The following is a 14,821-nucleotide window of genomic DNA, read 5'->3' on the forward strand; positions in this document are numbered from 1 at the left end:
GATATTGTTTATGCGCCAAATCGGGATATGTCAAGACCCACCTTGTAACGGAGAGCGGCTCGATGTCCGAGCATGATTCATCTGAAGCGGTATCCAGCCACTTGACCAAGCAGGATTTCGAGCGACTTTCCCACTTTCGCCACCAGCTGCGCTGTTTCTTGCGGTTCAGCGAAGATATTTGCCAGCAGCATGGTCTCACCTCGCTGCAGTATCAGCTGCTTCTGCATCTAAAGGGGTTTACAGGGCGGGAGTGGGCCACGGTGGGGGAGCTCGCCGAACGGCTCCAGGCCAAGCATCACGGCACCGTGATGCTGGTCGATCGCTGCGAGCAGCTCGGCCTTGTGCAGCGTAGCCCCGGACGCAACGACCGGCGACGCAGCGAGGTACACCTACTGCCGAAGGGGGCGCAGCTGGCGGAGCGGATTGCCCAGGAACACCAGCCCGAACTGCGTCACCTGCAGGAAGAATTCACGTTACCGGGCTGGCCCGAGCTGCAGGATGAATAGTACCGACTGATGTCACCACTCGCATCATGAACGAGACGGTACAGGGCCGACCGCTCGCCGATGCAGAGATCGTCAGTATCATTCGCGATTGGACGGTGGGTGAGTTGGGTACCATCGCTGCAAGTGTGGGAATACTGGTGCGCTACCTGGCTGAGCATTCAACGTTGCAGGCCAGGCTGCGCGGAGAGCCGGAGCTGTTACCAACGGCCATCGACGAGATATTAAGATTGGATGCACCGCTGATATCCAATCGGCGCGTGACCAGGCAGCCGGTAGAGATTGGCGGGCGGCAGATACCGCCGGAGAGCGACTGACGATTCTGTGGGGCTCGGCGAACAGAGACGAGGCGGTCTTTGGCGATCCGGATGAGCTTCGGTTGGATCGGGACCCCCAGACCAACCTGCTCTACGGCGCCGGCATCCATGTCTGTCCCGGTGCACCCTTGGCGCGCATGGAGTTGCGCCTGATCATGGAGGCGCTGCTCGCCGATACCCTCCACCTGGCCTTGATAGCCGACAAACCGGCGGTTCGGAACAAATTTCCTGCCGGTGGTTACTCATCGGTACCCGTCAGGGTGACACGCTGAACCATCGGCCGGCCCTCTGTGGCCGGCCGATCGGCATCGTTCATAGCCCGATCTGGTGAGCCCGATGGGTAAAGAATATCCCGCTGGGCGATTCGGCGGTTAGACGCGCCAGCTCCTCGAAGGTGTGCGTGTCGTAGACCACGACCTGGTCGCTGTCCCGCGCCGAGATCCAGATGTGCTCGCCGCGCGGGGTAAACTCCTTGTGCAGGATCGATTCCCCCGGCGCCAGGGTCTCGACCACTTCGAGGCTCTGAGTATCGATCACCTGAACCCGGCCGTTGTCGGGGTGGGCGAAGGTGACCCACACCTGGCGCTCATCGGGGCGGCTCATGACGAAGATTGGCTGGCCCTGCACCGGGATGCGCCCCACCAGCGACCAGTCGTCGCTGTCGGCGACCAGTACCTCGTGACGCCCCACCGCGGGGAAGAAGGCGAGATCGCCGGCCATCGCCCAACCCTCCAGGTGGGGCATCTTGTAGACCGGCAGGCGCTCCTCGCCGCGGCCGTAGTCGGGCAGGATGCGCTGTACGCCATTCTCGGGGTGCCACAGGTCGAGCAGCGCCATGCCATCCTCGCCGAACAGCCCGGCAATGTAGTAGCGCCCGTTGGCGGTAATCAGGGCGTCGTACGGCTCCTTGCCCACGTCGCGGTACTTGTCGAGCACCGGCTCGTCGCCGCTCATGTCCAGGGTCCAGATCTCGCCGGCCTCGAACAGGCTGAAGACGAAGCGATTGCCGGGGGCATCGACCAGGCCCACGACCTTGGCTTGGGCGGTGGTGCCGTCCGGCGTCGCGTAGTCGGCCGGCACGTCGGCCACCAGCTCCAGCGTCTGGGTGTCGAAGACCTTCACCCCGCCCGGCTCATAGTTGCCCACCGCCACGAAACGGCCATCCTGCGAGATGGCGCCGCCGATGCTGTTGCCCGACTGGATGATGCGAGCGTCGATCTCGCCGGTGAGCAGGTCGAGCTTGGTCAATCCGCCGTCGCGGCCGAAGACGAAGGCGTGGCGCGCATCGCGGGTGAATTTCACCGAGGCGTGGGAGAGATCGCCGAAGCCTTCGACGTGGCGCAGCACCTCGCGGCGGGTGGTGTCGACCAGTGCCACGCTGCCGGTGGCGCGCTCGATCACTACGCCCAGGTCGCCGGTGCCGCGCAGTTCGGGCGCTGGCTCGGCGCTGGCCTGAACGCTCAGCAGGGCCAGGGCAGCGGCGACGAGCAAGGGTTTGAAAGGGAGAAGCGGCATAGGATCACTCCTGTTCGCCGGGGCGCGGCGGGGCGGCCAGCGTCTCGAGGGGGTTGTCGGTCTGCAGATGTTCGGCCAGCCAGCGTGCGTCCGCGTCGCTGATCAGCGCCTTCCAGCCCGGCATGGCACTGCCGGGGATGCCCTGCAGGATGATGTGGGCCAGCGCCTCGCGGCTGAAGGTCGCCATACGGTCGCGCGGCAACGACGGGCCGAGGCCGCCGCGCAGGGTCATGCCGTGGCAGGAACCGCAATCCTGGTAGAGAAGCGTCTCGAGTTCCTCCTTGCGCTCGGTGGAGAGCGTGCCGTCCGCCAAAACTGCCACCGGGAACCAGCAGAACGCCAGCATCAGCAAAAGGTTGAAGGCGGGCATAGGCATGCAATCTCCTCGGGGCGTGGCGGTACCAAGTGTTGTGGCTGATATCAGTGTCTCTGCTGGCACTCGGGCGTGCCTTGACGGGGGTCAAAGCGTTGGCATGAATGGCCCGAGAAGCATGATCTTGACAGGCTCGCAATGTCTCTTTGGAGGTAAGTCGGAGGCCCTTTGACACAGGTCAACCTTGCAAAGGAAAGCAGCGCAAAGCTCGTTAAATATGCATGAATTATACGTGTTAATAAGCCAATCTTTGGGGCATCAAGCATCCGGCAGTCCCATTTGGGGTAGCCATCCGGCCAAAGTCAGCAACGACTCGACCATGACCTGGCGACAGCCCACTCAAGGATCATGACAGAGGTAGAACGATGATGAGCGAGAACTGTTATCTCAAATCTCTGGCGGTGGCGGTGAGCATAGGTGCGTTGGGCATCGGCGCGGCTAAAGCTCAGGATGGCCATGAGGATATCGATGAGGCCAAGAGTGCCTATCAAGGTACGCCCTCAACTGTTGACCCAGCTTCCGCCAGGGTGGTTCGCACCCCCGGGGCGCCGGACCTGACCGAGGCCGAGTTCGAGCAGGCCAAGCAGATCTACTTCCAGCGCTGCGCTGGCTGCCATGGTGTGCTGCGCAAGGGCGCCACCGGCAAGCCACTGACCATCGACATCACCCAGGAGCGTGGCCTTGAGTATCTCAAGGTCTTCATAAACTATGGTTCTCCGGCTGGCATGCCCAACTGGGGAACCTCGGGTGATCTCACCGAGGAAGAGGTCGAGCTGATGGCCAAGTACGTTATGCATGAGCCGCCGGTGCCGCCGGAGTTCGGCTTGGCCCAGATGATGGATACTTGGCAGGTGATCGTTCCACCAGAGGATCGCCCCACCGAGAAGATGAATCAGCTGGACCTCGACAACTTGTTCTCTGTCACCCTGCGTGACGCCGGTCAGGTCGCCTTGATTGACGGTGGGACCAAGGAAATCGTCAAGGTGCTCGATACCGGCTATGCAGTGCACATCTCTCGCATGTCCGCCTCAGGTCGTTACATCTTCGTCATCGGTCGTGACGCCAAGATCGACATGATCGACTTGTGGATGGAAGAGCCGGATATCGTAGCCACTCTCAAGATTGGCATGGAAGCGCGCTCCGTAGAGACTTCCAAATATGAAGGATATGAAGACGTATACGCCATTGCCGGTGCCTACTGGCCTCCGCAGTACGTGATAATGGATGGCCAGACCTTGGAGCCGTTGAAGATCGTCAGTACTCGTGGCATGACGGTGGGTGAACAGGAGTATCACCCGGAGCCACGCGTAGCGGCCATCGTGGGGTCTGAGCAGCACCCCGAATTCATCGTCAACATCAAGGAAACCGGCAAGGTCCAGCTAGTCAACTATGAGGATCTTAATGCCCTCTCCATAGTAGAGATTGCCACTTCTCGGTTCTTGCATGACGGCGGCTGGGATGCTTCGGGCCGTTACTTCCTCACCGCTGCCAACGAGTCCAATCAGATCGTGGTCATCGACGCTAAGGAGCGTGAGCTTGAGCAGATCGTTGATGTGGGCCAGACCCCACACCCGGGACGCGGAGCCAACTTCGTCGACCCCGATTTCGGGCCGGTGTGGGTCACCAGCCATCTAGGTGATAACACCATCTCGCTAATTGGCACCGACCCGGAAGGACATCCAGATAACGCCTGGAGAGTGGTGCGCACACTGGAAGGCCAGGGCGGCGGTTCGCTTTTCGTCAAGACCCACCCGGAATCCGAGAACCTCTACGTCGACACTGCTCTCAATCCCAACGAGGCGATCAGTCAGAGTGTCGCGGTCTATGACATCAACGACCTGAACGCCGGCTACGAGGTGTTACCGATCGCCGAGTGGGCGGACCTGGGTGAAGGGCCAAAACGGGTAGTCCAACCCGAGTACAACAGGGCCGGCGACGAGGTTTGGTTCTCGGTGTGGAACACCATGAATCAAACATCCGCGATTGTGGTCATCGACGATGAGACCCGCGAGCTGGAGGCGGTGATCAAGGACGAGCGTCTGGTCACTCCGACCGGCAAGTTTAACGTCTACAACACGCAGCACGATATCTACTGACCTGAACCGGCGGCGGGCCCTGGTCCGCCGCCATTCGCCGTTAGCAAGTGAGCTGGGCCAATGCCTTGTCAAATTCCCGATTTCGATGAGTTGGACCGCCGCCTCATCGATGCCTACCAGCGCGATTTGCCGCTATGCGAGCGCCCCTTTGCCGCCATGGCCGAACGCCTGGGCGCGAGCGAGGCCCAGGTCGTCGAACGTCTCCAGTCCCTGCAGCAGCGCGCAGTGCTCAGCCGGGTGGGGCCGGTATTCGATCATGCTCGGGCCGGCGCCAGCCTGCTGGCGGCAGTAGCGGTGCCCGATGCCGAGCGTGATGCGGTAGCGGCGGCGATCAATCGCTCGCCGGGTGTCAATCACAACTACGCAAGAGAGCACGACTACAACCTCTGGTTCGTGATGACGGCCGCCGATGTAATGCAGCTCGAGGCGCGCCTGGAGGCACTGGAAGAGGAACTGGGCCAGCCGCTGCTGCGCCTGCCGATGGTCGAGGGTTATCACATCGATCTCGGCTTCCCCATTCCCTGGGCCGAGTTGGAGGCGCCATGAGCCTGACGTCACCGCATCGCGATACCCATGGTGAGGTCGACCCGCAGCGGCTGCGGGCTCTGCTAGAAGGTGGCCTGCCGCTGACCGAACGACCGTGGCAAGCGCTGGCCGAGCAGTGCGGCATGAGCGAGGCCGAAGTACTGGCCTGGGTCGAGCGCTGGCAGCGGGAGGGGTTGATCAAGCGGATGGGATTGGTCGTTCGCCATCACGCCCTGGGCATCCGCGCCAACGCCATGGTGGTGTGGGACCTGCCCGATGCTGCCGTGGCCGAGGTAGGGCGCCGCCTGGCAGCGGAACCTGCGGTGACGCTCTGCTATCGCCGTCGGCGTTGCTCGCCCGAGTGGCCCTACAACCTGTTCTGCATGATCCATGGAACCCGGCGTGAACGTGTGCTGGCGGTGCTGGGCGACATTATCGAGCGCCAAGAGCTGCAGGACATCCCTCACCGCGTGCTGTTCAGTCTCAAGGCCTACAAGCAGTGCGGTGGCCGCTATACCCGCGAGGATCAGCCATGAACGTTGCCCGTGCCCACCGGCCCGAACCGGCCGAGTTGGACGCAGCCGACCGCCGCATCGTCAACCGCCTGCAGGAGGGGCTGCCGCTGGTGCCGTCGCCCTATGCCGCCGTTGCCGCCGAGCTCTCGCTCTCCGAAGGGGAACTGCTCTACCGCCTGGAGCGGCTGCTGGAGGCCGGGGTGCTCAGCCGCTTCGGACCCATGTATCACGCCGAACGCCTGGGCGGCGGCCTGACGCTGGCGGCCCTCGAGGTGCCGGAAGACGATTTCGAACGAGTGGCCGAGAAGGTCAACGCTTTCCCCGAGGTGGCCCACAACTACCGCCGCGAGCATCGCCTCAACATGTGGTTCGTGCTGGCCACCGAAACGCCGCAGCGCATCGCCGAAGTGATCGAAGCGATCGAGGCCGCCACCGGTCTGGCCGTCTTCAACATGCCCAAGCAGGAGGAATTCCATGTCCGTCTCCACCTGCCCGTCTGAACCGGCACCCGCTGCAGGCTTCGTGGATGGCCTGGACCCACTCGACCGCGACATCGTACTGGCCACACAAGGCGGTCTGCCGCTGGTGCCGGACCCTTGGAGCGCAGTGGGTAAACCGCTTGGCCTTGCCGGAAACGAGGTACGCGCACGCATGCAGCGCATGATCGACAGCGGCGTGATTCGGCGCATCGCCGCGGTGCCCAACCACTACCGCCTGGGCTACGTGGCCAATGGCATGACCGTATGGGATGTCGACGATGCCCATGTCGAGCGCCTGGGGCGAGAGGTGGCCGGGATCCCCGGCGTGAGCCACTGCTACCGGCGCCCGCGTCACCTGCCCGAGTGGCCCTATAACCTGTTCGCCATGCTGCACGGGCGCAGCCAGGGCGAAGTGGAGCAGCAGGCCGAGGCGCTGCGCGAGCGGCTCGGCGATGCCTGCCGCGACCATCGCATCCTGTACAGCTCACGCATTCTCAAGAAGACCGGCCTGCGGCTTGCCCGCTCGTCCGGCCGGCCGCGCTGAGGCTGACGCCGCGCCCAGAGGAGGTTTCCATGTTCCGTGTCACCCGCTACGTCAAGTCGCTGCTCGAGCCTAACCCTCCCGGTCTTGAAACGCTGGGGCCCGCCCGCAAGCCCCCCGGTCCGGTGGTGATCTGGAACCTGATCCGACGCTGCAACCTGACCTGCAAGCACTGCTATACGGTGTCGGCGGACATCGACTTCAAGGGCGAGCTTTCCACCGAGGAGGTCTTCCGCGTCCTCGACGACCTCAAGAGGTTTCGGGTGCCGGCGCTGATCCTCTCCGGCGGCGAGCCGCTGATGCGTCCGGACATCTTCGAGATTTCCCGGCGCGCCAAGCAGCTCGGCATCTACACCGGTCTCTCCACCAACGGCACCCTGATCGACGAGAGCAACATCGCGCGCATTGCCGAGTGCGGCTATGACTACGTGGGGATCAGCATCGACGGCCTCGAAGCGACCCATGACGAGTTCCGCCGCCGCCAGGGCGCGTTCCGCGAATCTATGCACGCCGTCAAGCTGTGCAAGCAGCACGGCATCAAGGTGGGGCTGCGCTTCACCCTGACCCAGCAGAACTACGAGCAGCTCGACGACATCCTGGCGCTGATCGCCGAGCACGACGTCGACAAGTTCTACCTCTCGCACCTCAACTACGGCGGGCGCGGCCACCGCCACCGCAAGCAGGACGCCTGGTACCAGATGACCCGCGACGCCATGACCCGGCTGTTCGACCACTGCCGGGCCGAGCTGGAAAGCGGCATCGAGCGCGAGTACGTCACCGGCAACAACGACGCCGACGGCCCCTTCCTGCTGATGTGGGCCCGCGAGCATTTCCCCGACCGCGCCGATGCGCTGGAACGGCGTCTGATCAACTGGGGCGGCAATGCCTCGGGCGAGCATATTGCCAATATCGACAACCTGGGCACGGTGCACCCGGATACCTTCTGGTGGGATCACGACCTCGGCAACGTGCGCAATCGCCCATTCTCGGAGATATGGCGCGATACCCAGGATGAACTGATGCAGGGCTTCCGTCAGCGCCCCAGGCCGCTGAAGGGTCGCTGCGCGGAGTGCCGCTTTCTTTCCATCTGCAACGGCAACACCCGCGTGCGGGCATGGAAGGTCACCGGCGATCCCTGGGAAGAGGACCCCGGCTGCTACCTCAGCAACGAAGAGATCGGCGTCGAAGCAGGCCGAGAGCGTCGCGTGACCGCGCCCTCCGCCATCCAGGCCGTTGAGCTCTGATGGAAAAGCGCCGACATGAAAGAGTGTTGCCACAAAAAAGATTGCAAGACCGCGTTGACGCTTCGGGGAGAGGCCGACCATGACCATACATAGCCATTCGCGACACCTGGGCTTTGCCCTCGACGAGGCACCGCTGGCGCCCGGCGAGGTCGCCATCGTCGGCGCGGGGCCGGGCGACCCGGGCCTGCTGACCCTGCGCGCCCTGTCGCTGCTGCAGCAGGCCGACTGCCTGGTCTTCGACCGGCTGGTGTCGCAGGAAGTGCTGGCCATGGCGCGTTCGCAGGCGAAGCGCTACTACGTGGGCAAGGCCTCCAGCCATCACTCGCTGCCCCAGGAGGAGACCAACGCCCTGCTGGTCAAGCTGGCCCGGGAAGGCAGGCGTGTGCTGCGGCTCAAGGGCGGTGACCCCTACATCTTCGGCCGCGGCGGGGAGGAGGCCGAGCACCTGATCGAGTGCGGTATCAGCTTTCGCGTGGTGCCTGGTATCACCTCGGCCTCGGGCTGCTCGAGCTACGCGGGCTTTCCGCTGACCCATCGCGACCACGCCCAGAGCGTGACCTTCGTTACCGGCCATGCCAAGGCCGACGGAGAACTGGCATTGAACTGGTCCGCGCTGGCGGTGCCGCATCACACCGCGGTGTTCTACATGGGCCTGGCCAATGCCGCCCTGATCAGCCGAGAACTGCAGCGCCACGGTCTGCCGGCGGACCATCCGGTCGCCCTGGTGGAACGCGGCACGACCCCCGAGCAGCGCCACGTGCTGACCACACTGGGCGACCTGGAGGAAGCGATCGAGCGCGAAGCGCTCAAGCCGCCGACGTTGATCGTGGTGGGCGAGGTAGTTCGCCTGGCCGACACCCTGGCGCCGGGCATGACGCGGCTCACCCGCCTCGCTGCCGATAGCCTCGATGCGAGGAGGCTGGCACTGTGATGCGGCCCACACTGTTGCTCTGTGCCCTGCTGGGATTTGCCCTGCCGGCCTGGGCCGACGCAGCTGACCCCGCCATGCTCTACAACCAGCACTGTTCGGCGTGCCATGGCGTCGGCCGGCTGGGTGGCATCGGCCCCGCGCTGCTGCCCGACAACCTCTCCCGGCTCAAGCCGGCCGAGGCCGTTGAGGTGATTCGCGAAGGGAGGCCGGCCACGCAGATGCCGGCCTACGGCGAACTGCTCGGCCTGGCCGAGGTCGAGGCACTTGCCGAGTGGATCTACGAGCCGCCCGAGGTCGCACCGAACTGGACCGCTGAGGACATCCTGGCCAGCCACGTGGTCAATCACTACTACGGTACGCTGCCCGACGAACCGGTGTTCGAGGTGGAGGACCTCATGAACCTGTTCCTGGTGGTGGAGATCGGCGACCATCATGTCAGCCTGATCGACGGCGATCGCTTCGAGCGCATCGCTCGCTTCCCCAGCCGCTACGCCCTGCACGGTGGACCCAAGTACTCGCCCGACGGCCGCTACGTCTACTTCGGCTCCCGCGACGGCTGGGTGACCAAGTACGACATCTACAACCTGGAGGTCACCGCCGAGGTGCGCGCCGGTATCAACATGCGCAACATCGCCGTCTCCGCCGACGGACGCTACGTGCTGGCCGGCAACTACCTGCCACACTCCGTTGTGTTGCTCGACGCACGCAACCTCGAGCTGATCGCATCCATTCCGGTGGAGGGACTCGACGGCGACACTTCGCGGGTCAGCGCCGTCTACACCGCACCGCCGCGCAACAGTTTCGTCGTCGCGCTCAAGGATATCCCCGAAGTGTGGGAGATCCGCTGGCCCGAGGAGCTGGCCGAGGGCGACGAGCCGCTGGTCGGCGATTTCGCCCTGCACCGCATGGCCGCGCCCGACTACCTCGACGACTTCTTCTTCGATCCCGAGTACCGCTATCTGGTGGGCGCGGCCCGCGGCGGCCAGGGCGGTCAGGTGTTCGACCTGGACAGTGAAGCCAAGGTCGCCGACCTGCCGCTGGAAGGCATGCCGCACCTGGGTGCCGGGATCACCTGGGAGCTCGACGGGCGCCGGGTAATGGCGATGCCGCACATCGATCGCGGCCAGGTGTCGGTGTTCGACATGACCGACTGGTCGCCGATCGCCCAGATCGAGACCGATGGCCCGGGCTTCTTCATGCGCAGCCACGCCAACTCGCCCTACGCCTGGGTGGACGTCTTCTTCGGCCCCAACCACGACCGCATCCATGTGATCGACAAGCGGACCCTGAAGATCGTCGAGACGCTGGTGCCCGAGCCGGGCAAGACCGCCGCTCACGTCGAGTTCGACCGTCGCGGCGAGACGCTGCTGCTGAGTATCTGGGACGAAGACGGCTACCTGCTGTGGCTCGATGCCAATACGTTGGAAGAGCTGGGACGCATGCCGATGAACAAGCCCTCAGGCAAGTACAATGTGTGGAACAAGACCCAGTACGAGGAAGGCACGAGTCATTAAAAAGAAGCATTCTTGATACTTGTCATGACGGCACCCGGTGTGTGCCCGCATAATGGCTTTGTCCTAGCATTCAAGTCGGGTATACGCCATGAACACTTCTCCTCCCGTCGACCGCCAGCCGCGCCTGCCCATCGCGCAGCTGGCCTTTCGCCCGTTCTTCCTGTTGGCCTCGCTGTTCAGCGTGCTGGCGATGGTAGTGTGGTTCGCGTTCTGGCACGGCGATATCCTGCTGCGACCCCACGGCGGGCTGATGTGGTGGCACCAGCACGAGATGATCTTCGGCTTCGGCGCCGCCGTGGTGGTCGGCTTCCTGTTGACCGCGGTGCAGAACTGGACCGGTCGCAAGAGTGTGAGTGGTGCGCCGCTGCTCGGCCTGGTAGCGCTGTGGCTGGCGGCGCGGCTGCTGCTGGCGTATCCCTCGGGCCTGCCGACCTGGCTATTGGCGACGATCGACCTGGCGTTCTTGCCGCTGGCTGCGCTGATCATGGCGCGCCTGGTAGTAGCCGCCAAGCTGTGGCGCAACCTGATGTTCGTGCCGGTACTGCTGCTGCTGGCCACGGCCAACCTGGCCATGCATCTCGGCGTTGCCCTGGGCAAGGTCGAGCTGATCCGCGAAGGGGCCTACCTGGCCGTGCTGTTGATCGCTGTGTTGATGGTGCTGCTGGGCGGCCGGGTGATCCCTTTCTTCACCTCGCGCAAGCTGGGGCGGCCGCAGCTGGCGCCTATCCCGAAGCTGGAGAAGCTGACTCTTGCTTCGGTACTGGCGGTGGTACTCCTGCAATTGCTGACGCTCGCCGGCGTGGCGCTGCCCGCTGCACTGCACGCATCGGTGATGCTGGTGGCGGCGCTGGCAAGCGCGGTGCGGCTGGCGCGCTGGGAAGGGCACCGTACGCTGCACGAGCCGCTGCTTTGGGGGCTGCACCTCAGCTACGCCTTCGTCCCGGTCGGATTGGCGATGTGGTCGATGGCGCTGCTGGGTGCCTTCCGCGTCGAACTCGCCGTGCATGCGCTGGCCATCGGCGGCATCGGCTCCATGATGCTGGCGATGATGGCGCGAGTGTCGCTCGGCCATACGGGGCGCGTGATTCGTACCCTGCCGGGCATCGGAGTGGGCCTCGGCTTGATGTTCGCTGCTGCCCTGCTGCGCTCGCCGATACTCGCCGCCTTCCCGCAGATCTCCCATTGGATCTACAACCTGAGCATCCTGTTCTGGTGTATCGCCTATCTCATCTTCCTGTTTCACTATACGCTGCCGCTATTGAGCGCTCGTGTGGATGGCCAAGAGGGCTAAACGGGCGAAAGGGATAACCGGAGCCAGTCGATGATCGAACACTATGCATTGATCAAGCACCTGCACATGACCACCGCGGTGCTGAGCATTGCCTTCTTCCTCGTCCGGGCCTGGTGGTCGGTGCGCGAGATCACATTGCTGCAGCGGCGCTGGGTGAGGATATTGCCCCACGTCAACGACACCCTGCTGTTGGTGCTGGGCCTCACGCTGATGGTGATGCTGTCGATGTGGCCGCACCAGCACCCCTGGCTAGCCGCCAAGCTGCTGGCCCTGTTCGGCTACATCCTGCTGGGCACGGTGGCGATCAAGCGCGGGCATACGCCTTTCACCCGCGCTCTGGCGGCCTTGGCTGCAGTTGTCGTCTTTTGCTACATGCTGGGAACGGCGCTCACAAAGGATCCTCTTTTCTTTTTGCCGACTTAGCGTCTCTCATGAAACGGAATGCTCCCTTTCCTTGCGGTAATGAACTTCTATACTGAGGCGCACGTGTAGAAATTCAGCAATAAGAACGAGGAACGGCAGCATGTCCAACCACGATCTTCCCTCCGGCGCCGGCAAGGTGGCCGATGACTATCCCGAGGTGTGGCGCGCATTCGCCTCGCTGGGCAAGGCCTGCGCCGAGTCCGGTCCGCTGGATGCCCGCACGCGGCGCTTGATCAAGCTGGCACTGGCCGTGGGCGGCGGCTCCGAGGGGGCCGTGCACTCTCACATGCGTCGCGCCATGGAGGAGGGCATCGAGCCCGAAGCCTTGAAACAGGTGGCCATGCTGGCGATCCCGACCCTGGGACTGCCGGCCGGGGTGGCGGCGTTGACTTGGATCGAGGACATCACTGACGCCAGGCGCTAGGGAGCGCAGGCAATACGCCTAGCCGTTCGGAGGATGCCTCGCCCGCCTGCGTCATTCGGACGCAGGCTGCCTGAGCCCGCTATTTGCGCTGCTTTCGCGCTTCTTCATCCTCGCATTGACCGACGTCAATGTCTGGAGGCACTCGTAGCTGATAACCTAAACATGCATTGGAAATACATCTTTAATAAAGGGTGGGACGCCGACCTCGGTCGCAGGTCCCGTAGGCAAGCCAAAACTAGCAAGGGGGGATGGCCATGACCGAAGGCCTCACCAAGGCGGCGGCCCGTAATATCTTCTATGGCGGTTCGCTGTTCTTCTTCCTGTTGTTCACCGCACTGACGGCACACAGCCACTGGTACATGGTGACCAAATCCACCGACAAAGGGGGGCTCACCGAGTCCGTCGAACTCGGCAAGCACGTGTGGGAAGAGAACATGTGCATCAACTGCCACAGCATCATGGGCGAGGGCGCCTATTTCGCTCCCGAACTGGCCAACGTCTGGGAGCGCTATGGCGGCCACAACAACCCGGAAGGCGCACGCATGGCAATAACTGCCTGGATGCGTGCCCAGCCCACCGGAGCACCGGGGCGTCGCCAGATGCCGTACTTCGATCTTACTGACGAGGAGATGACCGGATTGATCGATTTCCTCGAGTGGACCGATTCCATCGACGACCAGAACTGGCCCCCGCACCCCGCCGGCTGATGCGGTGAACCCGGGTTGAGGCAAGGAGAACGATACCGATGAAATACGAAACCCAGAAGGTGGCCCTGCCATTCTTCGCCGTGGCCATGGCACTGTTCGCACTGCAGATCGTCTTCGGCCTGCTGGCGGCGACTGTCTACATAGCCCCCCACTTCATGGCCGAGCTGATGCCATTCAACATCATGCGCGTCAGCCATACCAACCTGCTGATCGTGTGGCTGTTGATCGGCTTTATGGGCAGCACCTACTACCTGATGCCGGAAGAGGCCGAACGGGAGATTCACAGCCCCGGGCTCGCCTACGTGCAACTGGCGATCTTTGCCTTCGCTGGCGCAGCGGCACTGGTGGGCTACCAGTTCGGCATTCACGAGGGCCGCGAATTCCTCGAGCAGCCGTTCTGGGTCAAGGTGCTGATTACCATTTCGTTCCTGATGTTCCTGTTCAACACCAGCATGACCCTGCTCAAGGGTCGCAAGACGGCCATCAACCTGGTGCTGATGCTGGGCCTGTGGCTGGCGGCGGTGTTCTGGCTGTTCGCCTTCTACAACCCAACCAACCTGGCGGTGGACAAGCTCTACTGGTGGTGGGTCGTGCACCTGTGGGTCGAGGGCGTGTGGGAGCTGATCATGGCCTCGCTGCTCGGCTACCTGCTGATCAAGATGTCCGGTGTCGACCGCGAGGTCATCGAGAAGTGGCTCTACGTGATCGTCGGTCTGTCGCTGTTCTCCGGCCTGCTGGGCACTGGCCACCACTACTACTGGATCGGCGCGCCGAGCTACTGGCAGCCCATCGGCAGCATCTTCTCGACGCTCGAGGTAATCCCGTTCTTCGCCATGGTGGTGTTCGCCTTCTACATGTTCTGGAAGGGCAGCCGTAACCATCCCAACAAGGCTGCCATGCTGTGGGCACTGGGCTGCCCGACCATCGCCTTCTTCGGCGCCGGCGTGTGGGGCTTCATGCACACCCTGTCGTTCATCAACTACTACACCCACGGCACCCAGCTCACCGCCGCCCACGGCCACCTGGCCTTCTATGGCGCTTACGTGATGCTGGTCCTCGGTATCATCACTTATGCCATGCCGCAGATCCGCCGCAGCCAGCCCTACAACCAGGTGCTGAACATGTGGGGCTTCTGGATCATGACCTCAGCCATGTGCTTCATGACCTTTACCCTGACCTTCGCCGGTGTCGTGCAGACGCACCTTCAGCGGGTACTGGGCATGAACTTCATGCAGGTGCAGAGCCAGCTCGACCTGTTCTACATAATGCGTTTGGGTACCGGCGTGGCCGTGACCGTTGCTGCCATCATGCTGATCTACTCGTTCTTCGGTCCCGTGCGCGAGCAAGTGCCTGCTTCCAGCCGGCCCCTGGCCGCCACCGAGTGACCGTTACTCGATGGGGCGCACAAACGCCCCATCGAGCC

The 14,821-nt window shown here is 63.5% G+C and carries 18 protein-coding genes; 16 read left to right on the forward strand and 2 right to left on the reverse strand.

Annotated elements, in window-relative coordinates; all coding sequences use genetic code 11:
• The first annotated feature begins 62 nt into the window (after positions 1–62).
• From HNO52_RS00855 to HNO52_RS20955, 3 genes are read left to right on the forward strand one after another with little or no spacing between them, the layout of a single operon-like run.
• Positions 63–506: a MarR family winged helix-turn-helix transcriptional regulator gene (locus HNO52_RS00855; protein ID WP_197567210.1), complete on the forward strand. Its 444-nt coding sequence runs from the start codon at positions 63–65 to the stop codon at positions 504–506.
• A gap of 26 nt (positions 507–532) precedes the next feature.
• The gene (locus HNO52_RS20950) at positions 533–820 is read left to right on the forward strand and encodes a cytochrome P450 family protein (protein WP_232090462.1); all 288 of its coding nucleotides are present in this window, start codon (positions 533–535) and stop codon (positions 818–820) included.
• A 5-nt stretch (positions 821–825) separates the two neighbouring features.
• The gene (locus HNO52_RS20955; RefSeq protein WP_232090722.1) at positions 826–1,092 is read left to right on the forward strand and encodes a cytochrome P450; all 267 of its coding nucleotides are present in this window, start codon (positions 826–828) and stop codon (positions 1,090–1,092) included.
• Between the two features lie 40 nt (positions 1,093–1,132).
• On the opposite strand, the gene HNO52_RS00865 is transcribed toward HNO52_RS20955, so the two are convergent.
• Positions 1,133–2,335 (reverse strand): cytochrome D1 domain-containing protein, encoded by a 1,203-nt coding sequence (locus HNO52_RS00865; protein WP_197567211.1) that lies wholly within the window; start codon positions 2,333–2,335, stop codon positions 1,133–1,135.
• 4 nt (positions 2,336–2,339) lie between these two features.
• A complete protein-coding gene (locus tag HNO52_RS00870) occupies positions 2,340–2,711 on the reverse strand; it encodes a c-type cytochrome (RefSeq protein WP_197567212.1) in 372 nt (123 codons plus the stop codon).
• A 362-nt stretch (positions 2,712–3,073) separates the two neighbouring features.
• On the opposite strand from HNO52_RS00870, the gene HNO52_RS00875 reads away from it, so the two are divergent.
• The 13 genes from HNO52_RS00875 (at position 3,074) to HNO52_RS00935 (ending at position 14,783) form a co-directional block, all read left to right on the forward strand.
• The gene (locus HNO52_RS00875; protein ID WP_269476071.1) at positions 3,074–4,804 is read left to right on the forward strand and encodes a nitrite reductase; all 1,731 of its coding nucleotides are present in this window, start codon (positions 3,074–3,076) and stop codon (positions 4,802–4,804) included.
• 60 nt (positions 4,805–4,864) lie between these two features.
• On the forward strand, positions 4,865–5,350 hold the full coding sequence (locus tag HNO52_RS00880) for an Lrp/AsnC family transcriptional regulator (protein WP_197567213.1): 486 nt from the start codon (positions 4,865–4,867) through the stop codon (positions 5,348–5,350).
• Positions 5,347–5,865 carry a siroheme decarboxylase subunit beta gene (gene ahbB / locus HNO52_RS00885; RefSeq protein ID WP_197567214.1) on the forward strand — a complete coding sequence of 173 codons (519 nt, stop codon included), beginning with the start codon at positions 5,347–5,349 and terminating at the stop codon, positions 5,863–5,865. The genes HNO52_RS00880 and ahbB (HNO52_RS00885) overlap by 4 nt, the downstream gene beginning before the upstream one ends.
• Positions 5,862–6,344, forward strand: coding sequence for an Lrp/AsnC family transcriptional regulator (locus HNO52_RS00890; protein ID WP_197567215.1), 483 nt, complete (start codon positions 5,862–5,864; stop codon positions 6,342–6,344). The genes ahbB (HNO52_RS00885) and HNO52_RS00890 overlap by 4 nt, the downstream gene beginning before the upstream one ends.
• Positions 6,319–6,867, forward strand: a complete 549-nt coding sequence (ahbB, locus tag HNO52_RS00895; protein ID WP_197567216.1) for a siroheme decarboxylase subunit beta — start codon at positions 6,319–6,321, stop codon at positions 6,865–6,867. Before HNO52_RS00890 ends, ahbB (HNO52_RS00895) begins: the two co-directional genes overlap by 26 nt.
• A gap of 29 nt (positions 6,868–6,896) precedes the next feature.
• Positions 6,897–8,108, forward strand: coding sequence for a heme d1 biosynthesis radical SAM protein NirJ (nirJ, locus tag HNO52_RS00900; RefSeq protein ID WP_197567217.1), 1,212 nt, complete (start codon positions 6,897–6,899; stop codon positions 8,106–8,108).
• A gap of 79 nt (positions 8,109–8,187) precedes the next feature.
• Positions 8,188–9,039, forward strand: a complete 852-nt coding sequence (cobA, locus tag HNO52_RS00905) for a uroporphyrinogen-III C-methyltransferase (protein WP_197567218.1) — start codon at positions 8,188–8,190, stop codon at positions 9,037–9,039.
• Positions 9,039–10,553, forward strand: a complete 1,515-nt coding sequence (locus tag HNO52_RS00910) for a nitrite reductase (RefSeq protein WP_197567219.1) — start codon at positions 9,039–9,041, stop codon at positions 10,551–10,553. Before cobA ends, HNO52_RS00910 begins: the two co-directional genes overlap by 1 nt.
• A gap of 88 nt (positions 10,554–10,641) precedes the next feature.
• On the forward strand, positions 10,642–11,844 hold the full coding sequence (locus HNO52_RS00915; protein ID WP_197567220.1) for an NnrS family protein: 1,203 nt from the start codon (positions 10,642–10,644) through the stop codon (positions 11,842–11,844).
• Between the two features lie 30 nt (positions 11,845–11,874).
• Complete coding sequence (locus HNO52_RS00920; RefSeq protein WP_197567221.1) at positions 11,875–12,267, forward strand: SirB2 family protein; 393 nt, start codon at positions 11,875–11,877, stop codon at positions 12,265–12,267.
• A gap of 100 nt (positions 12,268–12,367) precedes the next feature.
• Positions 12,368–12,691, forward strand: coding sequence for a carboxymuconolactone decarboxylase family protein (locus tag HNO52_RS00925; protein WP_197567222.1), 324 nt, complete (start codon positions 12,368–12,370; stop codon positions 12,689–12,691).
• Positions 12,692–12,945: 254 nt separating this feature from the next.
• The gene (locus HNO52_RS00930) at positions 12,946–13,398 is read left to right on the forward strand and encodes a c-type cytochrome (RefSeq protein ID WP_197567223.1); all 453 of its coding nucleotides are present in this window, start codon (positions 12,946–12,948) and stop codon (positions 13,396–13,398) included.
• Between the two features lie 38 nt (positions 13,399–13,436).
• A complete protein-coding gene (locus HNO52_RS00935) occupies positions 13,437–14,783 on the forward strand; it encodes a cbb3-type cytochrome c oxidase subunit I (protein WP_197567224.1) in 1,347 nt (448 codons plus the stop codon).
• The last annotated feature ends 38 nt before the right edge of the window (positions 14,784–14,821 follow it).

Origin of the sequence: Halomonas sp. MCCC 1A13316 (genome assembly GCF_014931605.1) — a bacterium.
Classification (GTDB): Bacteria; Pseudomonadota; Gammaproteobacteria; order Pseudomonadales; family Halomonadaceae; genus Halomonas.